Raw genomic sequence first — 25,233 nt, 5'->3', positions numbered from 1 at the left:
AATAAAATAAGGGGTTAACTACTTATTAACTGGTTTCATGCTACTTGATACGTTAACCAATAACCATCCACCTTTAGACTTTGACCATACCTGAGTACCTGCACCACTGACAGAAAATTCCTCTCCAGACTTCAGTACTACACCAGAATCATATTCATTAACCAATATTGCTGTATCTGGGTTAATAACAGTTACTTTCACATTTTTAAATACCAAATGTTTATAGGTTTTAACCATTGGAAGTTGTTGACGAATTAACTTTTCAAAATCTGTATATGAATGGTAAACGGTTCCATTTTCATTTAAAGAAGTAAATTTTTTCTGATCAAAAAATGAAAGATACTTATCAATATTTACTGCTTTTACAGAGTCACTGAGTTGTTTAAAAGAAAGCATCACTTCAGATTTGATACTTTCAGACTCTTTTAGTGTCATTTCATCAGCATAAGCAACTTTGTAATTAAGAACTATAGCTGCAAAACACAGAAATTTTAATCGTTTTAATATCATTTAAATTTAACCCTTTACCACCCAATAAAATGCATCATAACTTAATGTACCAATAGTCACAATTAAGCTTTGATAAGCTATATGTTATAGTAAAAGCATTCTATCTCTTTAATCAAACCTGTATTTTTCTTAATTAGCGCTTATACTTTAAAGTTATCAAGTAAAATTACTGATGTCGATTTTTATCAACTTAATTCGTCTCTTTTTCAATAATCATCACATGTCGATAAACGACTTAGAGGAAAGTAGTATTATGAATAAAATACTCCAAACAATAAAAATGATAAGCCTATTAATACTACTGTTTTTTTCATCAATGACATTAGCCCAAAATCAATTTAAAAACACATTATTCTATACTCAATCAACAACTTCCCCAAAAGCTAATATCGAATCTATTCGCTGGATTAGTGGCTATTGGCAAGGCAAATCGTGGGGTGGTTATATAGAAGAGATATGGTCTCAACCAATGGGCAACTCAATGATGGCCTCTTTTAAGTTTGTAAAAGATAACAAAGTTAAGTTTTACGAATTAATAACTATTTCAGAACATCAAAACTCTTTGATACTAAGACTAAAACATTTTAACGCCGATTTAACAGGTTGGGAAAACAAAGAAAAAACCCTAGATTTTAAATTAGTTAAAGTCATGAAAAATAAAGTCTATTTTGATGGTTATACCTTTGAGAAAGTATCACCTGAAAAAATGAATGTTTATGTTGTTATTGATAGCAAAGGAAAAAAATCAGAAATGCAATTTTCATTCAACAGAGCCAAAGCGCATACTCTCTAGCTCTCTCATTCAATAATAGCACCTAATATTATTTTGGTTTTTCATATTTTCAATAAATTGATTCGCTTCGTTAATAGAATAAGATTAAAATCAACCAACAGACTGAACTTTGACTAAGCAATCGTAAACCTTTTTTTCAATTAAGTTTTTATCTTGCTTTTCATAAACCATTGTAATCAGACTTTTACCGGAACAGATATCTTCAGGTCTTGGATTAACAGTTATTTTGCCATTTTTATCGGCATAAGCGACAGGTAGTCCAGCATCACTCCCTAGAACATTTGCTACAATAGATTTCCACTCTATCGACTCGAATGGTACATAAATTCGATACATATGTGCACCACTGTGACTAAATAAATTCTCTAAAACCTCTTCTGTTCCCGGTGATGTTGCGGCACGAATAATCAATTCTGGATACGCTCTTACAGGTCTAACAACAGAATCGGCCCCTACTTTTCTGCACCTTTCACGGTTTTCATCTCGTACAACTTCTGCAACGACAACCGCTTTAGTGCCAATATCCTTAATTCGGCTCAGCACATCAAAAGTTAAAGAATCTGAAATGCTATCGTTTGAGTCCCTGGCAATAATAAAAATATATTTAGCGGTTGAAACATTTGCTCTTGACAAAATTTCTGAATCTTCCGATCGCCCACTCGTATGTACCACATTCATTTTACTAACATTATGTGGTAAGCCCTTTTGAAATTTACGTGTGATAATTTGAATCAGTAAATCTTTTAACTCTGGTGTTTTTCTAATTTCACCAATTAACTTATTTAAATACCCTTCAGGATCAGTGTTAGGTGTATTAATAATTAAAATATGTTCACTCATGTATCTCCATCTCCATTGACCAAAGAGTTTTAATTCACGCCGATTGTAACGATATTCGATATATTCGCCAAAAATTAGCCCAAGCAAACTAATACCAAATAAATATAAAAATATAAATGTGCTCCAACGACCAGCAGTTGTCGCACTAGAAAAATCACCATAACCAACCGTATTAAGCGTTGTTACCGTCAACCATAGCCCATCTCCAAACTTCATACCTTCAAAATACATCATAGAGAAAGTATGTAAAAAAACTAACGCAAACATTATTATAATAAGCTTTACAATTCGTTGCGTAAAACTCATATGCAATTGTTTTACTAAGTTTCTTCTACTTTTTTTTAATTTTAAATAATTAAAAAATATTTTTGACTTTAACATAACTAAATATCCTTGATAACCACTTACCCAATGTTATTAATTTTGGAAGCTAATTCTAAATATATCAGCATCTTTAGATTGATAAGTGGTTGAATAGACACCTTGACTACTCACTGAAAATTCACTAAATCTTCTAATAAATATTAATTTTTTTTCTTTATTTTGGGTTAAATCATATCTTACTAACGCATTCTTATCATCAATTGATTTTTGATAATAAATAGATTCATTAAATAGTTGAAAATAAAACCTTCTCTGATGATCGACCGGAGTAGTAACTCTTAAATCAATTGGCAGCAGATTGTAATAGAATTCATTATTTTGACTAATACCCAAAAAATTCTCTCCATAATAGTAAACATACGCCCAGTCTTTATCTAACATAGTCATAGTATTGCTATTAATAGCATAATGGTGCGCTCGCCATTGGTTATGATATTTTAAACTAAACGCTAATGTTTGTTCATCACGCCAAGACATCCCTCTAATTTCTTGCTGTGGTATATTAAGTATTCGGTAATTACCGCTCTTAACATCAACCAATTTAATCCCATTAATCATCAATCCAGCTATCTGCTTATTTTCAGGCGACCATTGTAAATCAAAGTATTTATGGTTATCCACAAAATGGGTAAGCATAGTCTCTTTATTCGACTTTAAGTTCATAATCCAAACTTGACCTTTACCATTACGTTTGGAAATATAAGCAAGTTGATTGTGTGATGATACTGTTGGTACAGAGTCTGCTGCCATTGAATCAACCAAAGTTATTTTTTCACTGCTTAAAAAATCAGTATATTCAATATCAGTGTTATAAAAACCACCGGAATAAACAAACTGGTTGCTCTTGGCAAGCCGACGAAGCTTATAAATCTTGTGAGAGCTGGTATAAAGTGTTCTCACTTGCTCGCCGTTTAAATCCAACTCTACAATAGATGTTCTTGGTAATGGGCCAGTCATTATGATGTTATTTCCTTGATGATCCCAAAGTGGACAACAAAGGTATTCATCTTTCTTAAATAAAAATGATAAACGATTCTGTTCTATATCTAGTTGGTAGAAAGCGAGTTGTTGCTGCAAGTCTGGTGAAGCAATTAGTAACTTATTTTGTTTAGGATGTAGATCGAATTCTCGATTACCCGCTAAAAAAACCGGAGGTTGTTTAAGCTTTTCAACCTCACCATCATCCAAATTTTTAATATAAATATAGTAAGATGATTGAGGTTTCTGGCTCTCACTAAAAATAATACTTTTTTCGTCATGACTGAAAACAACATTGCCATAACTTCCTACCGGACAATGATGCACTGTAGAATGCTGTTTAATACCCATGCTTTGATCATGAGTAAATTCAAACATTCTAAATTCACAAGTATTACGACTCGTATAAAGATAAATAAACTTCGACCCACTCTTTGACCAAGCACCGCCACCAGCGTTACCTAACCTATCACTTATTAATCTTGTCTCATTAGTACTTAAATTTTTCAGGTAAAGATCTAAACGTTCGCTTTCATTAGTAGAGTAAATAAGAAAATGACCATCTGGTGAAACCGCCGGTAAAAATTCCTCACCTTTATCACGAGTTAATGTCTCTAAGGATTTAAACTGCATTGGTTGAGTGCTATTCGTCATAGCATAAAAAAACATCACCAAAGCAATCAGCAAAAAAACAACGCTAAACAACCTATAATTCAACACTGTTGGCGTAGCACTTTTAACCTCATTATTGTTAACAAGCTCAGTTGGTTTGTTTGAGTTGGAAGCTCGAACCCCAGATACATGATTTTCAGCCTCTAAACCGAGCGAAACCAGGGCAATCATTCGGTAGCCTTTTCTTGGAATAGTGACTATATATTCACTTTCTTTTGCATTATCGCCCAACGATTTTCTTAATTTAGCAATCACCCTATTGATTGCATTATCGGTAATAACCTGTCCTTGCCAGATATGCTCAACCAAATCATTTCTTGAAACGAGCTGATTGACATGGCGGCAAAAATAGGCGAGCACTTCTGCTTGACGAGGTTCAAGCTGAATTCGCTTATTTTCGCTGATGAGGTACTGCTTGCGCTCACAAAAAACTAACTTATTGATTTTCCATTGCATTTTTGTTGCAAATATTCTTTAAATAAATCCAATAATACAGATTTCTAAGGTTTAGTCATTAAAAGTCACAACTAATCACGCTTAAATCACGACTTCCCACCCTTAAATTTATAGGCTTTGTTTGTAACGACCTAACATCAAATACATTCACTTTTATTTTAACCGATGATTTCAAATGAATTAAGGATTATCAATGCCTGACTATTATTTAAGCGATTTAAAACACAAAACATATTGGCTGTTAACCACTCTTATTATAGGACTGCTATTAGGGGCTGCTAACGGAAAAGCAGCAACTCAACCTAATACAACCAATATTCACCAAGTATTTAAAAAACTGAATTTACCCAAAGAGCTCTCACCAGATCATCTCCAAACCATCAAAAATAGAGCATTACTCATTAAGTATCAAAAACTTGCAACAAGGCTATTAAACACCCAACCAGAACAACTCAATTTAAAACAAAAATTTCACCTACAAATTCTTGCTCAACAATATGCTGAAGCAATCAATACAATCAAACAGTTCAGGGTGCTAGATAAACAAAAACGTGCAAATGCCAGTGAATTCAGCGCCATTGAGTTTGAAATATTCGCCAAAGTAAAGTTGCATCAACTCAACAGTCAGGCGCACTTTACAACTGCTTTTGCTCATATATTCCAAACTGATATTGCTCCTTTAAATAATAAGCAGGCCTACCATGCAACTCACTATATTAGTCAAGATATCGCTCGTGAACATTCATATTTAAACTACCTACATCAACAGTCTTTACGTCAGGCAGAAAAAAAGCAACTCACCGAAAAAACACTTTTAGCGATGTTAACCCAGTACCAAAGAGTCTCTACCCTCAGTCAAATACAAGCCATTTCAGAACAACTCATCAATCAAGATCGGAAACAACGTTACCATATTAAAACCGATGCAATTATTACCACACCCGAAGGTATAAAATTATCGGCAATGGTAGTCCGCAGTAAAAAACAAAGTCAACCACAAGCCGCTATTTTAACGGCAACTATTTACTCTGATGAATCAGCTAACCTCCAGCGTGCCATTGAAGCTGCGGCTTATGGCTATGTTGGTGTGGTATCTGATTCACGCGGTAAGCGACTCAGTCCAAACATGATCACCCCTTATGAAAATGAAGCAAAAGATGTTCATGCAGTGATTGACTGGATCAGCCAACAACCCTGGAATAACAAACAAGTTGCAATGTATGGCGGTAGTTACCTTGGCTATACCCAATGGGCAGCAACAAAGAAATTACATCCTGCATTAAAAACAATTGTACCGGCAGTATCAGCCTTACCTTTTCAAGGTTTGCCAATGGAAAATGGCATTTATTTAAACGCAAACTACGCTTGGAACTTTTTAGTTACCAATAATAAATACAACGACAGTTCTGCCTATTCAAGAAAAAACTGGTATCAAGTCAATAAACAATGGTTTGAAAGCGGGCGCCCATATCGTGAATTTGATCAGTTAGAAGGTAAGAAAAACCCTTGGTTTCAAAAATGGTTAAAGCATCCAGATGTTGATCAATACTGGCAATCAATGGTGCCATTTGAAAAGGATTATCAAAATATTAATATTCCGATACTGAGCTTAACGGGATACTATGATGACGGTCAAATATCAGCTTTATACTACTTAAATCAGCATTATCAATACAATAAAAAAGCCAATCATTATTTAATCATTGGTCCGTACGATCATTTTGGCGCTCAAGTTTTACCAGAAGAGCGTTTACGAGGTTATCAGTTAGACACTGTTGCTCATATTAATATGACACAGATTACTTTTGACTGGTTCGACCATGTATTAAAAGACAAACCAAAGCCTTTAATACTCAAAAATAAAATTAACTATCAACTCATGGGAGATAATACTTGGCGACATGCTTCATCATTAGCAAAGCTAAATGAACAGGGTAAAAAGTATTATTTATCAATACAAAATAATCTATCAATTAAACCATCATTTTTTCACCCTGAGAATAAGACAATTTACACTTTAAACCTAAAACAAAGCTCACAAAGTAATAGCTTGAAACAGATCGTTGACTTTAAAAACCGTGAAAACCACCACAACGCTGGTTACTATCCGCACCCAATTATTCAAGAAAAAATTGATTTATCAAGTGGTTTTGCCTTTGTCACTCCAGCCTTCACTCAAGATATGATTATTAGCGGACAAGTCAAAGGAGAATTAAAAGTTAAAATCAATAAAAAAGATTTCGATCTAGGGTTAACCGTATATGAATTAATGCCTGACGGAAAATACTTTCATTTAACCTATTATTTAGGCAGAGCAAGTTACGCAAAAGACTTAACCAAACGACAATTACTAACACCGGGAGAAACAGAAACTATCCCCTTTATTAATCGCATGAGAATGACTGCAAAAAAAATAAAAAAAGGAAGTCGAATATTAGTTGTTGCCAATGTTAACTTTAATTTATTTTCTCAAGTTAACTATGGCACAGGTAAAGATGTGAGTGATGAGTCAATTGCCGATGCAACAAAACCACTAGAAGTTAACTGGTTAAATAGCAGTTATATACACTTACCACTCAAACCTTACACTCAATAAGCACAGCACTTTTTAATTAAGCTGCTGTAAAGCAGCTTTTAGCTTTTCAGGTATTCGTTTACTCAGTTCAGGATCGGCTATTTCTCTAGTGATCTGCTTTCTAAGCTTGGCCATCATTTGAGGTATTTGAGAAACAAAAGCACTAAAATAGGTTTTATAAGAGTCATCTTCAAACAATATATTTCCTCGAAACACTAACTGCATTTCTTCTGACATATGTTTTATCACGTCCTTAATCGATCCTTTTTTTTCAATATGCCGATTAACAACATTCGCTAATGAGTGACTGCCACTAGCCTCAACAAAAGGAACATGATTAAGTGCCTCATAATTTTCGTTTAAAAACACTCCCTCTTTAATCACTGTAAAAACTTCTTGTATTGATTTAGCAGTGGCTAGTACAGGCTGTTTTATTTGTGAATTATTTTCAACTACTCCAGAAAGCTCCGAGCTGTTTATTCGACTAAAAATCTGTTTATCACTTCTTACAATAAACGGCTCACCTAAACTATTAATCACCTTAATACCATCAATAGCGCCATCAAGATTGTGCAAATATTGCGTTAAAGCACCAGATACTGATGAACCCTTTTTTCTTGACTTAGACGAGTTAATCTTATTTTCTAAGTTATAACTTTCTACAAAATCATCAATCTGAGAACGAGGTACTCGCAAATGACCAGCAGAGAAAGCGTCTGTTAAATAATGATCAGCATAAGCATTAGTAAAAATAGCTAAGCGAATCATTTTATCTTTACTCATGTTAATTAAGTAACGTTTAGTGAGTTTTTTTCTGGGAAATAACTTAGGAAAGTTTCGATATTTTGACTTTAATTTTTTTTGATAACCTGACTGCCCCACTTCATTTTTCAGCGTCTTTTCATTCGCTTCACAAAATGCTTTCTTTTTTTCCCACTCATCACCACTGCACTTAAGAAATGCTAATCTGGCAAACCATAGTGCTTTTGAATGAAAACGAATATAATTTTTTATATTATGCCAAGCAAAGTGTGTGTAATTGTCATGAGCCAAAGTGACATAACGCGCTTTCTTTTTAGCTAAATCAATATCATCACATCCAGAATAAACTTTTTTATTTCTAATAGCTTCTATTTCCAGATTAATACACTTTTTTAACCCTTTGCGGTTACGCTTATAAAAGCCATTCAATACACCAGCATCGCTCAATGAAATTTCTTCAACGCTTTTATACATATCGCCAGACATAGCCACTAAATGCCCATAAGAATAAGCTATGTTCATTTCTAAATTTTTAATGTGATTGGGATATCCATGGTTCACTTTATTAAATGCTATATCACCAATTAGCGCATGTTCACCAGCATCTAAAGCGAATAACAAGGAAGAATATAATCCCAAAATAACTAAATAAACGGCTATCAAAAATTTCACAATCAAACTTCCAAACAAAAAATTTTATCAATATTCAACTCAAGTGGTTTTTTTCATAAACCGCCTTAACCAAACAAGTCGACCAACGATTAATAACAATATCATCAATACCGATAACTGCTCTAGATATCATTGCGGGATAAAGCGCTTTTTTGTATTATATAGTAATGATTATCATTTCTAAATAAACGAGCCGATGTTAAAGCCAAAAGCCCTAGTGGTCACTACTGCAGAGCAGAGCAAAAAGCTAACTTACTTTGATGATATTCTTCAAATAATAGAATTACACCATTTTTCAGTCACGGTTGTCTCAACTTATTGCAAAGCAATTAGCTTTGTTATGCGAGAAAAACCTGAAATGCTAGTTGTTACTGAAAATATATGCGAGAAAATCCATAACGAATTTTCACTCATCAGCCGAGCAAGAGAAGCATCCAATTTACCAATCATCTTATTATTAGAAAATATAGACTCAGAGTTAATCAAAAGAAAAAGAGCAGAGGCCTACCGGCAGGGCGCTGATGATGTGATCATTAACCCGCTAGATGCCGAAGAAATATTCTTTAGAATTGATCGCCTATTAAAACGGACAACTATCTATAACCGCCTTAACACTAGTCGGCAGATCCAGGTGGAAGCTTTAACCGTAAACCCAGACAAAGGCATAGTACGCTGGCAAGATAGCCCTATTTCACTCACACAAACAGAAACAGACCTACTACACTTATTGGTCAAATTTCGTGGAGAATATCTTAGTAAACCTTATTTACAAATGCATTTACTGAAACGCCCCTATACCCAACATGATCGCAGTATTGACATGCATGTCAGTAACTTACGCCGTAAACTGGGCAAAGCAGGACACCCTGAAAATAACATATTTGCAGTTAGAGGCTATGGTTATTGCTATCGATAAGGCAATAATAACAACGCTCTCGAATTTCCCTTATCGACATACTAACAACCCACTTTGTAAAGAATGTAAAGATATTTCAGTCATATCCCAAATCACGATAACATACAAATAATAATAGTTTTCATTTAGATTATCATTTGTGAGAATATCGTGTCTATCAGCAGTCATTTAAAACCTTTATATATAGCAATAGCAACCTCATTAGCTATCAATTCAATGCTAGTTCAATCTGAAGAACCTCTAGATAATTCAAATAACAATCAACCACCAGAAAAGGAAAAGGTGACTATTTGGGGAACCCAGATAACCAGTGACTCTGTTTATTTGGACGACGAAACACTAGCGATTAAACAAGCCGATCATATCAGCGATTTGCTCCGTTCAATACCGGGCGTTGACGTTGGCGGAGCACACTCTCTAAACCAACGGATCACCATACGCAGCATGGATGACAAAGATTTACGTATTACCATTGATGGCGCCAATCAAAACACTTATATGTACCACCATATGGGAAACTTACAAATTCATGCTGATATCCTGAAATCTGTCGATGTTGAAGTGGGGAAAAACTCAGTCATTAATGGTGGTTTAGGCGGATCAGTTAAATTTGAAACCAAAGAGGCAAAAGAGCTTTTAGTTAATGGCAACCAATTTGGGGGGCGTATTCAAGCTTCATATAACGACAACTCTTCAACCGGATTTGCTATTTCAGCCTATGGTCAACTAACCGAACAGCTAGATATATTGGCCTATTATAACGATATCTCCAGAGATAACTACTCTGTCGGTGGAGGAAAAATTCTTAACCCACAAAATCAAGTGATCGATGGAACCGATGGTAAAGTCAGAGGGCTTAAAGGAAATTTAGAGGATTTATTACTTAAGTTTGGCTTTGATGTAAACGATAACCAAAGGTTTAGTCTTGGCTATGAAACTTACAATGATGAAGGGAACTATAGTTACCGTCCAGATATGGGACTAGCAACCGATTTGGCAATAGCCGACTCATTAAACATTCCTCTTACTTACCCAACCCAATTTAGTCGCGACACATTAACACTGAATTATGATCTCGATCTTGATAATACACTTTTAAAATTCACGTTATTTGAAAATCAAAGTACTTTATGGCGTGATGAAAGAGGCTTAGAAAGTTGGTATCCGCCCTATGCCGTTATTAATGAGGGTGAAGCAACTAACATAGGCTTTAACCTGCTCGGTTCAACCAATCTTTCAGGTAGCACCAAACAAGTATTAACTTATGGTGTTGATATTATTGATTATGAAACTCACTATATCGTTGATAACATTGAGCTAGCAGGCGAAGATGCCCGTCATTCGGCAATATATTTAGAAGATCGTATTAATGTTAACAACGAATTAACCATTATTCCCGGTATTCGCTATGATCATTATCAAATTAATTCCTCAGTAATTGACGACTCATTTACTGATTTTACCTATGGACTTAATATTGAATATCAAGCCACAAAAGCGGTATTACTCAGTGCCAGCTCAACTCAACTATTTAAAGGCCCAGAAATTGGAGAAGTTTTTGTTGGTGCAGGTTTAGGTGAAACTCCCAATCCAGCAATTGAAGCAGAATCGGGAACCAATAATGAGTTCACAATCGCCTATCAAGCAAAAACTTTAGGTGCAGATAACTTTAGAACCGGAATCACTTTTTTCCGCACTAATATCGATAACTATATTTATGATTATGCCAATATTCCTACAACGCCACCATGTAGCCTAGCTCAGCGCTGTGCACACTGGAAAGACAATGTTGGGGATATGAAAATTGATGGTGTTGAAGCCTACCTTGGCTACCTGTTGGGTAACCTAAACCTATTATTAACTTACTCAAATTCAGATAGTGAGTTATCAGCTTTCAGCGAATACTCCCATCAAGATACCGCTAATTACCTTAGTTTAGACGGCGCAAGAATAGATAGAGTACAAGGTGATACTGTAAGTTTCAGCTTAGATTACGATCTGGAACAAACAGACTTATCACTTCATTGGGACTTTATGATTGTTGACGATGTTGCTGCGGCTCCTGATTTAGATGGCGCAACACTCACTAATGAAAAAAAAGGATTTAGCATTCATAATGTTTCAGCTCGCTGGCTACCACAAGAGGTCAACGGTTTATCAATCACACTAGGGGTAGATAATTTATTTGATGAGTTCTATGCCTCGCAATCATCAAGAACAGGAGTTTCATTTCATCCTCGTTTTGGTCAACTCTATTTATTAGATTATGAGCCCGGTAGAAATATTAAAATGACTTTATCATATGAGTTTTAACTTAAAAATTTAACTCATGCAAGCAAAAAGCGTCCATACTAAAAAGAATTGGCAGTGGGTTAAAACACCTGCTGCTAAAAAACTATTTTCAGTTAGTCGTTGGTTACACATCTATTTATCAACAGCACTCTTTTCCCTATTGTTATTTTTTTGCATTACAGGAATCTTTCTTAATCACCTTGATTGGTTTGAAAGTGTAGATGAACAAAAAAGTTTAACAATTCAATTGCCTGAAAGCTTGCTCACAGTAATAAGCAAGACTCACTCACCGGCTGAAGTAATAGAACAGTTTATTGAGCAAACTCAAAACTTAAACAATCCTAGAAAAATTAATATTGATAAAGAAATGAATGAGATTACTTACGACTATCCCCTACCTGCTGGATATGCATTTGTAACCGTTATGCTTGAAGAGTCAATTATGGAAATTGAATACCAAAGAGGAACGCTTATTGCGTTACTTAACGATTTACATAAAGGACGCCATACCGGAAAGCAGTGGTCACTCATTATTGATCTTTCAGCAATCATTATCAGTTTGTTTGCAATTACCGGAATAATCATTCTTTTACAGCAAATAAAATGGCGAAAGTCTGGAATACTTTTAATCATAGCAGGCACATTGTTGCCTGTTTGTGTTTACTTAGTATTTGTTCCTTCTTTTTAATATGAACTAAAAATTTTATCGATCATAAAAATCAGGATTAAGAAAAATGCTAAACCGCTTTATTCAGTTAATTTGTTTTTTCTTTTTATATGCAATTACTACTTTTTCTTTTGACACAGCAGCACAAGAAAATAAAACCTATCAAGAAGCAGTCACTATTAACCTCACCATACCTCAACTAAAAGCGAGCCCTTATCATCGTCCTTATGTAGCGGTTTGGTTAGAAACCGAAAAACGCAAAGGCGTTCATACCATTGCCGTCTGGTATGAGCAAGATGACTGGTTAAAAGACATGCGTCAATGGTGGAGAAAATTAGGAAAAAAAGGTAAACACCAGTTTGATGCGGTTAGTAGTGCAACCAAAAAACCTAATCAATATAGGATTAACTGGGATTTTAAAGATAGTTCCAACCAATTAATACCAGCCGGTACCTATTACTTAAATTTTGAAGCTTCCAGAGAAGAAGGCGGACGTGATTTTTTAAGGCAAAAAATATCAATTGGAAAAAACCAAAGTCAATCTTTTGAATTAAAAGGTGATTATGAACTTGGTCCAATATCAATTGCAATAAACCCCATATGATTTCACTCACTTAGGACAAATAACAATGAAAACATTTATCTCATCTTTGGTCTTTTTTATTTTATTAATTTCTTCTAATCTTTTATTAGCTCACGGTAGATATATACTGCCAAGCCATACAGTTCTTTCCGGTGATAGTGCTCAATCCATCACTTTAATTTCTAGCATTAGTAATGATATTTTTCATCACGATCGTGCATTGGGTGACAATGGAAAAGGTATAAAACATCCATCACTTGATGGCTTATTTAAAGTTTTACAACCGACTGTAATATCCCCCGACGGAAAAAAATCTGAAGCAAGTTGGCAAGCTTTTTCTCGATTATCTGCCACCGATGTAAAACTAGTACAAAATGGTACTTATCGTATTAGTTTAAATCAACCAACAACCATGATGACAACCTTTAAAAAAGCAGATGGTTCTCCTGGTAGAGTTTTTGGAAAGTCGGCACAATTACCAGAAAAAGTAACTAATGTAGTCAAACGAACGACTTCTTCTAGAGTTGAAACTTTTGTTAGCTTTAATGAACAAAATAAAAAAGCTATTCAACCAACAGGTAATGGATTAGAGTTATCTGGAGAAACTCATCCCAATGACTTATTTACACAAGAAGAAGCTTCTTTTCAGTTATTTTATAATGGTCAACCAGTTACTCAAAAAACAGAGATTCAATTTGTTAAAGAAGGTACTCGTCATCGCAATAAAAGAAATGAAATTAAAGTAATGACTGATTCAAGTGGAAAGTTTAATGTGAAGTTTGATGAAGCTGGCTTTTACTTAATGGAAGCCGACTTAACTCTGCCGGGAGCAAAAGGAACTAATATTGACTTTAGACATTTAGGTCTTTACGTCACTTTAGAAGTTTTTCCGCAATAAATCATATACAAGGTATTTATTTGAATTATTAATGAATGCCTTGTATCCGTTATATATTAATATAAAAAAAGAAACTGGTTATTTAAGTTTTTAATCAATCCCATCAAGGTTATTCCAATAAAAGTTGCGTTTCTTCCGGCAGCGCTGTTGTTTCCACTTTTTCTAAACGCACCATTTCCATTACACGTTTTTCTGCGGCATTGGCGTGCTCTTTCCAATGTTTATATTTGCTGGAATCGTCTACTCGGTGACGAAAATTTAAACATAAATAATAGTCTTCACTCAGAGGGTGACAGTACATATTATCGTGAGTATGGCCACGCTCTTGAAATTCAGCACAGAATACCCAATCACGGTTATTTATTGTTTTAATTTCATGGGGCTCCATTGGTGGTTGAGGCACTGGTGGTATTGTTTGGGCTAGTTTTTCTTGAATTTCTTCTTCACTAAAATAGCCTTCAAAAGCACTTCTGATTTCATCCTCAAAGTGTTTTATCCATCGTGTATTTTCCCCACCCCCTCCTGAGCTATCAAGCGGCGCATTATAATACTCATCATACTCAGTAATCACATAGTGGCCTAATGCATCTAAGTCTTTGGCATTAACCTTTCTTTCTGCCGGTATTCTTTTAAGTTGAGTCGATAGTGACAACACCCCTATCTCACCTTGATAAAATATAGCCATAGGCAAGTAGTACCAAAGTTTAGTTTCGATATGCACATAGTGATGTTGGAGTCTTTGTTTAGAATTCGCCTCAAACCAACCTGATTGGTTAAAAGGATAATTAACCTTTTTGATCGCTTTGGCCGTCACAATATTGGTGACAGGCAAGGTCAAGTTCAGTTGCCAGTTTTCTAGCTGAGCAGTAACCTCAATACAATTAGAAAAGTCCGGTCCGCCTTTAAAGCCACGCCATAAATTTTTAATCAATCCCATCAAGGTTATTCCAACAAGGGTTGCGTTTCTTCCGGCGGAGTTGTTGTTTCCACTTTTTCTAAACGCACCATCTCCATCACTCGTTTTTCTGCGGCATTGGCGTGATCTTTCCAGTTTTTATATTTAGGATTCCAATCTACTCGGTGACGAAAACGTAAACAAAGGTAATATTCTTCACTCAATGGGTAACAATACATATTATCATGAGTGTCCGAACGTAATTTTGGCTCCACACAAAATACCCAATGACGATGATTAAAACTTCTGATTTCATGAGGAGGTAGCGGTGGGTAAGGTAACTCAGGAAGCCTATCCAGAATTTTTTGTTGAATTTCTTCCTCACTCACATAACCTTCCCAGGCTTTTCTGACTTCATCTTCTACTGATTTCCTTCGACGTACATTGGGCCCTGGTCCTTGCGGGCTATCAAGTGGTGCATTGTAATACTCATCATATTCAGCAATAACATAACGGCCTAAATCATGAAGTTCCATTGCGTTGGTATTTTTTTCTGGTGCTATACGTTTCAGTTGGGTGGATAATGAAAGTACACCAAGTTCTGTTTGCAATAAGAAATTCATTGGCAAGTAATACCAAAGTTGTGTATCAATAGGTACATAGCGATGTTGACAACTCCATTTAGACGTAGCTTCAAACCAACCTGCCTGCTTAAAAGGATAATTTATATTTTGCGGTTCTTCTTCTGTAACAATATTGGTATTAGGTACAGTTAAGTTCAATTGCCAGTCTTCTAAAATTGCAGTGACTTCAATACAATTAGAAAAATCCGGCCCCCCTTTAAAACCCCGTAATAAATTTTTAATCAATCCCATCAATTAATCCTTGCTAAATCATTTGTTTCACACACAATGTTTATCAATATATTTTTTTACTTTTTTCGCTTCTTTATAAAACCCCAGTTCCCGAAGCTGATCATGATAAATCTCAATACCTAAATAGGGCAAGGTGTGGGGACTAGCACCTGCGCTTACACTATTACTAGTCACCAGTTTACGAAACTTAAAACTACGGGCTAAGCTGCCTGCACCAAGATGATTACCCCCGGCAATATTGGGGACTAAATCAAATGGGTTATTACGTACCGCAATCACCTTAGCCCCTAGTGATTCAGCCAGTTGGGTGAGTTTTTTCACATTTGTGCCGGAACCATGAATCGCTAATTGATGTTGATTTAATGCTTGCCCAAACTTTTGTTTATAATAACTTAAAGCACTATGAAAAATAATGGCTCCTTGGCTATGCACTGTCCACTTAGTGGGTTTACCCGCTTGCTGAGCCATAACCGATGCTAATTGTTTCGAATTGTGTGTTGATTTGGTAGTTTTATCATACAAACATTCTAATAGATCTAACGTACCACCATCTGTTGGATTATGAAACAGAGTATATTCTTTCACATTATCTTTTTGATAAGCCACCTGAGTATGCACTCCCATCAACCAACTCGCATATTCTAATTTATTATTCATACCATTAATGCTTATGTGAGCTGTTTTGGCAGTTACAACAGGCTCTGGTATATCCCATTCACCCGCAAACTGATCGATTTCGTCTTTTGTTTTAACCCCATCATACTGGCTACCATTGGGCTTTTGGACCACATGATACATTAAAGTTCTTTCCAATGATTTTTTAGGATTTGCCCCCACTACAGCATAATCAAAGAAAATCTGTTCAATAACGACTCCGCTTTTTTGTTTCCACTGAAAAGCACCTTTATATTTTTGATTGGTGCTGTAATGAATTAAATAGTGATAATTTCTAAAGGGCGTGCGGCTACGAAAAAGTCGCCACCAGAAGAAACGCTTATGTTCTATTGACGAGGCATTGTTAGGGTGTTTGTTAATAAATTGAATTTCTTTAAGCACCTGCTCTTGATCGTAACAAGGCATAGTACGCAGCATATCTAGTGCCTGTTGATTAATAGCAATTTGATTATCGTGGGCTTTAAAGCCCGATATATTGAGTTCTTTGGCTTTTGGTTGGTCTAATGCAACATGGTCAAAAGCGCGAGTTTTTCCGATGTGTTTCCATGTCATTGTTTGGCTCCTATTGCGAATGACTTAGCAATCGGGAGTTTATCGGAACATGGAATATTATAGAACTGATCAGACCAGAAAGATTGCTTTTTTGTGATTGAGTCGACATTTTTATATTCGCCCAATTTCGCCCAATAAAGCACCGTTACTTAAAGGGTTGATTGACTATTTAAATGTGCTATACAAGCCTTTTTAGCAATATTTTTTCTTTGTTCGAAATCACCACTAATGACAACCGTTTTATCTTTGGGTAATAAATCATATAATTTTTTAAAAAAATCATTCGAAGATTCAGGTAAGTAACGTACTGAATCTTTTACCCAGGGAATATCAGGTTGGCACAACAAATATAAGTCATACTCTTGCTGCTGACAAAAATCAGCTAATTGTTTATCACATTGATTAAACAAAAACTCGCTCCAGAGTGCACTGACACTTGCCCCCGTATCAACCATTAACAATTCTTTGGCTTGTTGGCCTATTATTATTTCACTTATTGCTTGGCCTTTTGCAATGGTTAAAAGATCTGACTGAAGTAACTCTCGTTGACAATTCTCCAAAAAGGTTCGTGCATATTCTGGTACATAGCAACAGTTAAACTCTTGCGCAAGCCATTGTGTTAATGTTGTTTTTCCAGTACTTTCTGGACCACAAATACAGATACGTTGACGAAAGTATTGTTGGGCTGATTTGATCATATAATCAAAATTAGCACGTATGTTTTTTCTTATTTGGGTTGCTGAAATCGAATGGATTGAGCGAGCAGGATCGATCGGTATAAAATTAGAGTTAAGTACTTTTGCTAGCTTAACGCCATAGCTTTCTGATGCAAAAAGATAGTCTGGCTGAAATGGTAAAATTTGATTTAAGCTTTTTTGCCAAATATTCCAAAAGTCAGGATCTTCAGATGGCTCTTGCGGATTATAATCATACAAACATAAAAACTGCACCGTTGGAAAACTTTCTTGTAACCAACTTGCTCGCAGAGCTGCCGATATTTTTTCATCCCTCACAGATTCAACAATAACAACTAGCTGGTTAACATATTGACTGGCAAATTGAATTAAATATTGATGCCCTGTATGTGGCGGATAAAACTTACCTAAGATCATACCTGTGGTCAAAAGCTTTTCTCCTTTAATAAGCAATCAACATATTGGTTAACATAAGCCTGATTAATACGAGGAAATATTATTTTTAGTTGCTCTAATATTTCTATGGTCTTTTGATTATCAATTTGAGTATTTGTCATTTTAAATAAACGCCAAGGATCTGTTTGTTTTTCTATTAACTTTTCACCTAAAGGGTAACGACTTAAGCTGTTTTTTAATCGCTTAACATTAAGTGGCTTAGGATTATTAATATGAAAATTATTCCCATATTGATGCAAGCTTAAGCAAACCATTGCTTTAGCAGCATAGTCAATAGGTGTAAAGTCAATAGTACATTGTTCTGAGAGTCCGGATAAGTCTGGACACTGTTTTATACTTTTATTAAACCAGTCATCACTTAAAACGTCATTATCATTCAATGAGCTGGTTAATAAACCAAAACGGAAAATATTGGCTTTTACATATGAATGAATGAGCTGCTCTGATAACCATTTGCTTTGCGCATAGCCGCCATATAATAGCTTAATATTAGATAATGAGTTATCTTCGTTAATTGATTGATATTTAAGATCAGAATCAACCACTAGAGATAAAGTTGAAGCGTAATGAAGTTTTTTCTTTTGACCGCTAGCAAGTAACTGTAAAACATGATAACAACCAAGCACATTGGGTTTAAATAATTGATGGATGTTTTTTAATAAACTCACGTCAGCAGCACAATGATAAATATCACTGACTTGATCACATAAATCATTCCACGATGAACCAGAAAGACCAAACTTTGGTAAAGTGATATCCCCCGATAATACAACCAGGTTTTCGTGGCTTTTTATTCGATTAGAGTTTCCTCTCACTAAACAATAAATAGTTCTCTGCTTTAAAACAAGCTGAGATAAAACTTTTTTTCCAAGATTGCCAGTAGCGCCGGTAATAAAAATTGCATTGCCGGAATTATTATTATGATTTGAAAATTTAATTGCTGGTATATTTTCGATTAAAGACAATAACTCAACGGTGGACTTTGGCTTTATTGTCAGGTTATGCAGCAAATTAAAAATATCATTACTATAATATAAATCTTCTGCACTTAACTCTAAACCAAGTGAACGTGCATAGTGTACGATTTTTATCACTTGCATAGAGTTAATGCCTAAGTCATAAAGGCTAACTTTTAAGGATGATACAGGCTGCTTAATAATTTTTTCTACAAAAGCCAGCCAAGAGTTATATTGAACCTTAGTAGTCGTTTGACAATAAATTTTTTCTGGATCGATTTTATGATGATGATTCCTTGGTAGCTTTTCATAAAATAGCCATTGTGTTGGAACCATCCATTGAGGTAAATACTTTTTCAAATATTGTTTAAGTTTTTCTTTAGTGATTTCTTGATTGTTTTTTGTTAATAAACTAATTGCGACTAAAAGCTCACTTTCTTTTTTAAATACAAATGATTCGTTAACATCAATATAATCTTTCAGTTTTAGTTCTATTTCTTCTGGACAAATAAGCTTGCCATTTAATTTAAACTGTCTATCAACCCTACCAATAAACTCATAATGTTGCTCTGCTATTTCTCTCACTAAATCGCCTGTTCGATAGGCTCGTTTTTGTTTAAAATCGAAAAAACGAAATGACTGCTCACCGAGTAAGTAGCCCCGAGCAATCCCCTTACCAGTAATAATTAATTCGCCAATTACTCCAGGTTTTACCAAATTTAAATTTTCATCAACAATAAAATAATTAACATGTGGTAATGGTTTACCTATTTCATTATATTGCCAAACTTTTGCATCAACTTTAATAATGCTACTACAAATAGTTGTTTCTGTTGGTCCATAAACAATAAAAACATCTTTAGCTTCAGCCCATGAAATAAGCGCTTGTTTATCACAAACCTCTCCTCCAATAACGATCGTTTTTAATGCTTCCGGTGCATCTGTAACATGTATCAATGGTAACAATGCTGCTGGTAAATCAACATAGTGAATTTGCAGTTCATTGATTGTAGTTAAAACATCTTGAGCCTGTATAAATGATGGGATCACTAGCGTTGCTCCAGAAAGCAAGGCTACCCAAATATCTGAAATGGCAGCATCAAACCCCAAATCATGTAACCATAAGCAGCGATCAGATGATACAACAGAAAATTGTTTGATTTGTTGCATGAGCACTAGTGGTAAAGCCTCATGATTAACCATAACGCCTTTGGCATTTCCGGTAGAGCCAGAGGTAAAGATAATATAAGCTAAATCGCTCTGTTGATTATTGTTAATCTTATGAGAGTTAATTTTATGCTTTGACGTTTTCTCTAAAAGAGTCTGTTTCGTACTGATGCTAACTATCTCACCTAACTCATCAAAAACGAAGTCGACAGGGTTTGTCTCGCTCGTTAATATCAACTTAGCTTGGCTGTTTTTTAAAATAAGTGTTTTACGTTGTACAGGTAGCGATATATTACAAGGAACAAATACAGCGCCAACTATCCAACAGGCAATTTGAGCAATAATAAACTCACTCGATTGAGAGTAGTGTAATAATACTTTATCTTGAGGTTTACACCCACAATGAATTAATTCGTTAGCAATAATGAAAGCTTCACACCAAAGTTGTTGATAAGTTATTTTCAGACAACTTTGTTCTACAGTTCTATCTTTAACTGTATGATCTTCAATAGCAATATTGTCAGGATACTGCTCAACAATCTGTTTTAGCCGATTAATCAAAGTTTAATATAATCCTTTGTAGCCAATCCAACAGATCGATTATCAACATTAGCCACGCCAAGATTAGCCTTTAAATCATCAATGTCTACTACACGAAAATCGACACTTAAGCGTGTTAAGTGATTAGTTTGTTGAAGTGTTTGATGAAAATGTGCTCCCGAAAACAATAACTGTTCAGCTTGTTTGCATGAAAACCCAATTCGCTTTCCTAACTCAACTTGTGAAGTAGTTTGAGGATAACGAGCAGTAAGCCCTGTTTTTTTATTTTGCCAACCTATTTTTTTATCCCAATTTTTTGCACACCATTGTTGATAATCAAAAACCTCAGAGTCATTTGGTACAGGTTTCGTTAACCAGTCTGGAAATATTTCAAATGTCTGTTCTTGGTTTTGATCATGTAATGGGATCCACCCTACAATTGTACATTGAGGATGTGCATACCATGTATCTCGATGCGGATAATATACAGCCGCAGCTTCTGGTTTTGTATGCCCATTGTGACGCATAGCTCTTAGTCTTAAAGGTTCAAATATTGTTTTTTCTTTTGAAAAACCCAAACTTGTTATTACTTCACGTAACAAATCAATATAATACTGATTAGTAAATAACTGCTTACGAACTTCTTTCATTGCTGTAAAAAATTGAGTATCAGTGAGTACATCATGTAATTTATCCAACTGCTCAGTATTAAAACATTGACATAATAATTTTGAAACATCTTTGGCAAGCATTAAAGAAGCCTGGCTTGTAGCTAACTTATAAATATCCCCTTGATATAGCTGCTCTCTTAGTTGTTTATTATTCTGTGCTGCTTCATGCTTAATCATTTTTTCTCCCTATAACAATACATCTAGGGCTATCCAAAGTTAATGGCTTTCCAGATAAATCACCAAATATTTTTACATCCGATAATCCTGCTTGTTTAAAAAAAGAAATTAATTGGCTAGGTTGGTATAAACAAACTTCACTCTTGTGAGTAATTTTATCTCCATTTGATAAAAAATAAATCCAGTCTTTTTTTAATGTGTTACATTCAAAATCAAATGAGCTTTTTCTAATTAATGTTATTTCTTGATCACCCTGTTTTTTATGTGTAACAACATCTTCTTTAAAATGCTTAAACAATCCAGGAACATTCATAAAATCAAGGGCATAAAAACCACCTTTTTTTAACGACTCTACGGCTCTTAATATCATTTGATAATTTTGCTCATCATTTTTTGCATAACCAAAACTAGTCCACCAATTAATTGCTACATCGACGGGCTCAGAGGGTTTGAATTCAAAAGCATCTCCACAATATAACTCTATATTAATATTTTTTTCTTTTGCTTTTTGATTAGCTAGTTCAATATACTGGTTGATTAAATCAACACCTATCACCTGATGTGAAGTGGCTAACTCGATAGCAAGTCGACCAGTACCACAACATTGATCAAAAACTCTTTGCCCAGGTTTTAATAAAGCGTACTTTTGTAAAAACTGATAAGTGTTAGCTGACTCTTGCGGATCTTTATTTTCTAATAAAATATCCGCAAGGTTTCCATCGTATAATTTTTTCCACCAAGGCGCTGTTTGCATAGTAATACTATCCTAAAGTATTAAGGTTAAAATTTTTCTTTAATGCTGAAAATGAGAGTAGCATCATTAAAACTGGATCATTGCTTTTTTGCCAATCAATATTTCCATTCATCCACTTGGTTAACCACTTAGTCACTTTATTGTAATCAAAAACACAATCGTCCTTCAGCCCTTCTATACGTTGCCATATTAACTCTCGACTAGTTTGATTTAATCCTAATGCAAGCGGCGGAGCAATAAATGGGTGTTTTTTTCGCTGACTAATATATTCAGGTAAAATATGACTTAATACCTGACGAAGTTTAGCTTTACTAGTTATACCATCAAGCTTTTTATCTGTACTTAATCCTGTGGCAGAATCAAATAATAGGTGATCTAAAAATGGTAATCGCCCTTCAATAGAAAAAGCCATTTCCATGCCATCTCCCAAAGTTTTTAAAATATTATTAGCCAATGCTAACTGTACCCATAACTGGTTAGCAGTTTGGCTTGCAGTTAACCCTTTTTTAGTTAATAAAGCTAATTCTGATTGATAAACATTTAATTGATAGTCATTTAATTGTTCAATAAAATTTTGATTAAATAATGGTTGTAGTTGACGACAAAAAGCAATTTTTGCCAATAAAAAGCTTGGTATTTTTGATAAGTTTTTATCTTTGGGTAACATTAAATTTAACTGCAATGGATATTGTTGTTTTAATAAATCAAGCGTCTGAAAATCTTTTGTTTCATGTAAAAGATAATCATAATGAATATGAGCATACCCCATAAAAGCTTCATCCGCTCCTTCACCAGACATGACCACTGAATAACCATCATCATGAATCGCTTTATTCAATAAATATTTACCGACATATTGACCATTAATCGCTAAACCTTCACTGTAATAAGCGGCTTGTTCAATATAACTAATTAAATCATGATTAGATATGTTAACCCGATGAATATTAAAACCAGACTCATCAGCAAATCGTTTAGCTTGTAAATACTCATCATAGCCATAGCCTTCAAAAGAAACGGAATAACAATCTATTTTATGATCAATAAATTGGGAAGCTATTTTTACTACGGCACTTGAATCTAAACCGCCACTTAAACTAAAAGCAACAGGTTTGGAACTTGGGATCCTCATCTGAACAGCATTGGTTAGCTGTTCAAGAATATCTGAATGATTATTTTTTTGCTGACAAACGTTCATTTCCCAATATTTTTTTATCGTTATACTGTCATTTTTATAAACTATTAAATGACCAGGTGGTAACTGTTTTAAGCCATTAAATAAACTCATACCAGGAAACAAATATTGATGAGTAAAACTTTGCATTAAGCCCGATGAATTCCATGAGGCTTCAAATCCTGCTGCAAATAATGCTTTGGCTTCAGAACCAATATATAGGCGTTGGTTTTGTATACCATAAACCAATGGCTTAATACCAAACCGATCTCTAACAGCAATTATTTGATCATGCTTTTTATCCCAAATAACAAAGGAAAACTCTCCTCTTAAATATTCAACAAACGCTATTCCATAATGTTGATAAAGAACTAATACTAATTCACTATCACTGTTAGTTTTAAAGCTATAGCCTAACTTCATCATTTTTTTACGTATGTGAGCATGTGGATAAAGCTCTCCATTTACCACAGCATAGAGTTGTCCATCTTGACTAATGAATGGTTGTTTGCCGTCATCAACTGTACTTTCAATTGCTAATAAGTTATGCCAAAGTAATATGTTTTTTTGATAAAAATAATGATGAGCGCAAGGTCCTCTATGTGTCAAAACAGAGGATAACTTTGTAATAATTGATGGACAAATAGAGTGCTTATGATCAACCAACGCAACAAAACCGCACATCAGTTAACTAGCCTGCAAAAATAATTTTTTTTGATTATCACTAAATGCTTCAGAGAACTCTTCCAGTGAATAACAAGGACCGAGAAACTCACTCAGTTCTAGTGCATTTTCTTCAATAAATATCAGCGCTTCTTCAAAAGTTGAATAATTCATTCCAGTGATAGTTAAACGATTGCGCACCATCTCTCCCAAGTTAAGTTGAGTTAAAAAAGGGGAACGACTTTTAACAATAATAAGTCCACCCGGTTTAACACTTTGTAGTGGCAGATCATTATTAATTAATGAAGTTATCACTAATACGTCACATGGCTTGTCTGCCTGTAATGAAACTTTCTGATAGCCATGAGATTTAAGAATTAACTCACATAATAAACTAATTCTGTCATTACCATTGATCACAATATGGCTTTGTTTAGGAATGTTTGCTTGTAATATAGAGAGCATAGCGGCTACTGGCTCTGCATAAGCAACCAACTTGTCTGAAAATGAAGCCTTAACTGGATATACTTGAGCTTGAGGAACGATTATATATTCTGCAAACGCTCCATTTTGATGAATTCCCAATAATTCAGTGTTACTGCATAAATGAGGTTGTTGTTGCTCACAATGAATACAATTCTGGCAGGCTAAAACAGGATTAACAGCAACACGCTGACCAGTTTTTAGCCGATTCGCTTGTTGACCTAATTCAACTATTTCGGCACAAAACTCATGCCCTAAAATTCGGTTATCATTAACTGGTATTTTACCATAGGCAGCAAGAATATCTGTTCTACAAATACCAGCTAACTTTACTTTCAGAAGGACTTCATCATCACTTTCTATAATTGGCATTGCCATATTAGCAACATGGGGTAAACCATTTTGAGTGACAAGCGCTTTCATTAATTTACCCTGCGTAAAATATTAAAAATCTGATTATAACGGAAATAATACTATTTTCACCACTCACGTGATTTCAACT

Annotated in this window: 20 protein-coding genes; 7 read left to right on the top strand and 13 right to left on the bottom strand. The window is 34.7% G+C overall.

Annotated elements, in window-relative coordinates; genetic code table 11:
- Positions 1 to 18: 18 nt before the first annotated feature.
- Complete coding sequence (locus ACT5E3_RS00280) at positions 19 to 510, bottom strand: YybH family protein (RefSeq protein ID WP_444996322.1); 492 nt, start codon at positions 508 to 510, stop codon at positions 19 to 21.
- Positions 511 to 763: 253 nt separating this feature from the next.
- Between ACT5E3_RS00280 and ACT5E3_RS00275 the strand changes: the two genes are divergently transcribed.
- On the top strand, positions 764 to 1,303 hold the full coding sequence (locus ACT5E3_RS00275; RefSeq protein ID WP_444996321.1) for a DUF6265 family protein: 540 nt from the start codon (positions 764 to 766) through the stop codon (positions 1,301 to 1,303).
- 90 nt (positions 1,304 to 1,393) lie between these two features.
- Here ACT5E3_RS00275 and ACT5E3_RS00270 read toward each other — a convergent pair whose 3' ends face one another.
- The gene (locus ACT5E3_RS00270; RefSeq protein ID WP_444996320.1) at positions 1,394 to 2,524 is read right to left on the bottom strand and encodes an ion channel; all 1,131 of its coding nucleotides are present in this window, start codon (positions 2,522 to 2,524) and stop codon (positions 1,394 to 1,396) included.
- Between the two features lie 36 nt (positions 2,525 to 2,560).
- On the bottom strand, positions 2,561 to 4,633 hold the full coding sequence (locus tag ACT5E3_RS00265; protein ID WP_444996319.1) for a winged helix-turn-helix domain-containing protein: 2,073 nt from the start codon (positions 4,631 to 4,633) through the stop codon (positions 2,561 to 2,563).
- A 193-nt stretch (positions 4,634 to 4,826) separates the two neighbouring features.
- Here ACT5E3_RS00265 and ACT5E3_RS00260 point away from each other — a divergent pair, with 193 nt between their 5' ends.
- Complete coding sequence (locus ACT5E3_RS00260; RefSeq protein WP_444996318.1) at positions 4,827 to 7,229, top strand: CocE/NonD family hydrolase; 2,403 nt, start codon at positions 4,827 to 4,829, stop codon at positions 7,227 to 7,229.
- Positions 7,230 to 7,241: 12 nt separating this feature from the next.
- Here the strand turns inward: ACT5E3_RS00260 and ACT5E3_RS00255 are convergent, their stop codons facing one another.
- Entirely contained in the window at positions 7,242 to 8,642 is a 1,401-nt protein-coding gene (locus ACT5E3_RS00255) for a hypothetical protein (protein WP_444996317.1), read from the bottom strand.
- A gap of 196 nt (positions 8,643 to 8,838) precedes the next feature.
- Here ACT5E3_RS00255 and ACT5E3_RS00250 point away from each other — a divergent pair, with 196 nt between their 5' ends.
- From ACT5E3_RS00250 to ACT5E3_RS00230, 5 genes are all read left to right on the top strand, one after another.
- On the top strand, positions 8,839 to 9,558 hold the full coding sequence (locus tag ACT5E3_RS00250) for a winged helix-turn-helix domain-containing protein (RefSeq protein ID WP_444996316.1): 720 nt from the start codon (positions 8,839 to 8,841) through the stop codon (positions 9,556 to 9,558).
- A 150-nt stretch (positions 9,559 to 9,708) separates the two neighbouring features.
- Positions 9,709 to 11,871 carry a TonB-dependent receptor domain-containing protein gene (locus ACT5E3_RS00245; protein ID WP_444996315.1) on the top strand — a complete coding sequence of 721 codons (2,163 nt, stop codon included), beginning with the start codon at positions 9,709 to 9,711 and terminating at the stop codon, positions 11,869 to 11,871.
- Positions 11,872 to 11,887: 16 nt separating this feature from the next.
- Entirely contained in the window at positions 11,888 to 12,538 is a 651-nt protein-coding gene (locus ACT5E3_RS00240; protein ID WP_444996314.1) for a PepSY-associated TM helix domain-containing protein, read from the top strand.
- A 46-nt stretch (positions 12,539 to 12,584) separates the two neighbouring features.
- Positions 12,585 to 13,121, top strand: a complete 537-nt coding sequence (locus ACT5E3_RS00235; protein ID WP_444996313.1) for a DUF2271 domain-containing protein — start codon at positions 12,585 to 12,587, stop codon at positions 13,119 to 13,121.
- 25 nt (positions 13,122 to 13,146) lie between these two features.
- Positions 13,147 to 13,998, top strand: a complete 852-nt coding sequence (locus ACT5E3_RS00230; protein ID WP_444996312.1) for a DUF4198 domain-containing protein — start codon at positions 13,147 to 13,149, stop codon at positions 13,996 to 13,998.
- A gap of 109 nt (positions 13,999 to 14,107) precedes the next feature.
- Here the strand turns inward: ACT5E3_RS00230 and ACT5E3_RS00225 are convergent, their stop codons facing one another.
- The 9 genes from ACT5E3_RS00225 to ACT5E3_RS00185 all read right to left on the bottom strand — a co-directional run bounded on the left by ACT5E3_RS00225 (position 14,108) and on the right by ACT5E3_RS00185 (position 25,154).
- A complete protein-coding gene (locus ACT5E3_RS00225; RefSeq protein WP_444996311.1) occupies positions 14,108 to 14,935 on the bottom strand; it encodes a hypothetical protein in 828 nt (275 codons plus the stop codon).
- A 5-nt stretch (positions 14,936 to 14,940) separates the two neighbouring features.
- On the bottom strand, positions 14,941 to 15,768 hold the full coding sequence (locus ACT5E3_RS00220; protein WP_444996310.1) for a hypothetical protein: 828 nt from the start codon (positions 15,766 to 15,768) through the stop codon (positions 14,941 to 14,943).
- A 27-nt stretch (positions 15,769 to 15,795) separates the two neighbouring features.
- Complete coding sequence (locus ACT5E3_RS00215) at positions 15,796 to 16,995, bottom strand: hypothetical protein (protein ID WP_444996309.1); 1,200 nt, start codon at positions 16,993 to 16,995, stop codon at positions 15,796 to 15,798.
- Between the two features lie 149 nt (positions 16,996 to 17,144).
- Positions 17,145 to 18,119: an AAA family ATPase gene (locus tag ACT5E3_RS00210; RefSeq protein WP_444996308.1), complete on the bottom strand. Its 975-nt coding sequence runs from the start codon at positions 18,117 to 18,119 to the stop codon at positions 17,145 to 17,147.
- Positions 18,116 to 20,830, bottom strand: coding sequence for a non-ribosomal peptide synthetase (locus ACT5E3_RS00205; protein ID WP_444996307.1), 2,715 nt, complete (start codon positions 20,828 to 20,830; stop codon positions 18,116 to 18,118). Before ACT5E3_RS00205 ends, ACT5E3_RS00210 begins: the two co-directional genes overlap by 4 nt.
- On the bottom strand, positions 20,827 to 21,657 hold the full coding sequence (locus ACT5E3_RS00200; protein ID WP_444996306.1) for a hypothetical protein: 831 nt from the start codon (positions 21,655 to 21,657) through the stop codon (positions 20,827 to 20,829). The genes ACT5E3_RS00205 and ACT5E3_RS00200 overlap by 4 nt, the downstream gene beginning before the upstream one ends.
- Positions 21,650 to 22,411, bottom strand: a complete 762-nt coding sequence (locus ACT5E3_RS00195; protein ID WP_444996305.1) for a class I SAM-dependent methyltransferase — start codon at positions 22,409 to 22,411, stop codon at positions 21,650 to 21,652. Before ACT5E3_RS00195 ends, ACT5E3_RS00200 begins: the two co-directional genes overlap by 8 nt.
- Before the next feature lie 7 nt (positions 22,412 to 22,418).
- The gene (gene asnB, locus ACT5E3_RS00190) at positions 22,419 to 24,269 is read right to left on the bottom strand and encodes an asparagine synthase (glutamine-hydrolyzing) (protein ID WP_444996304.1); all 1,851 of its coding nucleotides are present in this window, start codon (positions 24,267 to 24,269) and stop codon (positions 22,419 to 22,421) included.
- A 3-nt stretch (positions 24,270 to 24,272) separates the two neighbouring features.
- The gene (locus ACT5E3_RS00185) at positions 24,273 to 25,154 is read right to left on the bottom strand and encodes a zinc-dependent alcohol dehydrogenase (RefSeq protein ID WP_444996303.1); all 882 of its coding nucleotides are present in this window, start codon (positions 25,152 to 25,154) and stop codon (positions 24,273 to 24,275) included.
- Positions 25,155 to 25,233 lie beyond the last annotated feature (79 nt).

The organism is Aliikangiella litoralis (genome assembly GCF_052495765.1).
Note: the sequence above shows the minus strand (reverse complement) of the source record. Positions and strands in the feature narration are given on the sequence as shown.

Bases quoted from the DNA above. Each gene is read 5' to 3' on its own strand.
- ACT5E3_RS00280 (WP_444996322.1), bottom strand. From the start codon at position 510: ATGATATTAAAACGATTAAAATTTCTGTGTTTTGCAGCTATAGTTCTT.
- ACT5E3_RS00275 (WP_444996321.1), top strand. From the start codon at position 764: ATGAATAAAATACTCCAAACAATAAAAATGATAAGCCTATTAATACTA.
- ACT5E3_RS00270 (WP_444996320.1), bottom strand. From the start codon at position 2,524: ATGTTAAAGTCAAAAATATTTTTTAATTATTTAAAATTAAAAAAAAGT.
- ACT5E3_RS00265 (WP_444996319.1), bottom strand. From the start codon at position 4,633: ATGCAATGGAAAATCAATAAGTTAGTTTTTTGTGAGCGCAAGCAGTAC.
- ACT5E3_RS00260 (WP_444996318.1), top strand. From the start codon at position 4,827: ATGCCTGACTATTATTTAAGCGATTTAAAACACAAAACATATTGGCTG.
- ACT5E3_RS00250 (WP_444996316.1), top strand. From the start codon at position 8,839: ATGTTAAAGCCAAAAGCCCTAGTGGTCACTACTGCAGAGCAGAGCAAA.
- ACT5E3_RS00240 (WP_444996314.1), top strand. From the start codon at position 11,888: ATGCAAGCAAAAAGCGTCCATACTAAAAAGAATTGGCAGTGGGTTAAA.
- ACT5E3_RS00235 (WP_444996313.1), top strand. From the start codon at position 12,585: ATGCTAAACCGCTTTATTCAGTTAATTTGTTTTTTCTTTTTATATGCA.
- ACT5E3_RS00230 (WP_444996312.1), top strand. From the start codon at position 13,147: ATGAAAACATTTATCTCATCTTTGGTCTTTTTTATTTTATTAATTTCT.
- ACT5E3_RS00225 (WP_444996311.1), bottom strand. From the start codon at position 14,935: ATGGGATTGATTAAAAATTTATGGCGTGGCTTTAAAGGCGGACCGGAC.
- ACT5E3_RS00220 (WP_444996310.1), bottom strand. From the start codon at position 15,768: ATGGGATTGATTAAAAATTTATTACGGGGTTTTAAAGGGGGGCCGGAT.
- ACT5E3_RS00215 (WP_444996309.1), bottom strand. From the start codon at position 16,995: ATGACATGGAAACACATCGGAAAAACTCGCGCTTTTGACCATGTTGCA.
- ACT5E3_RS00200 (WP_444996306.1), bottom strand. From the start codon at position 21,657: ATGATTAAGCATGAAGCAGCACAGAATAATAAACAACTAAGAGAGCAG.
- ACT5E3_RS00195 (WP_444996305.1), bottom strand. From the start codon at position 22,411: ATGCAAACAGCGCCTTGGTGGAAAAAATTATACGATGGAAACCTTGCG.
- asnB (WP_444996304.1), bottom strand. From the start codon at position 24,269: ATGTGCGGTTTTGTTGCGTTGGTTGATCATAAGCACTCTATTTGTCCA.
- ACT5E3_RS00185 (WP_444996303.1), bottom strand. From the start codon at position 25,154: ATGAAAGCGCTTGTCACTCAAAATGGTTTACCCCATGTTGCTAATATG.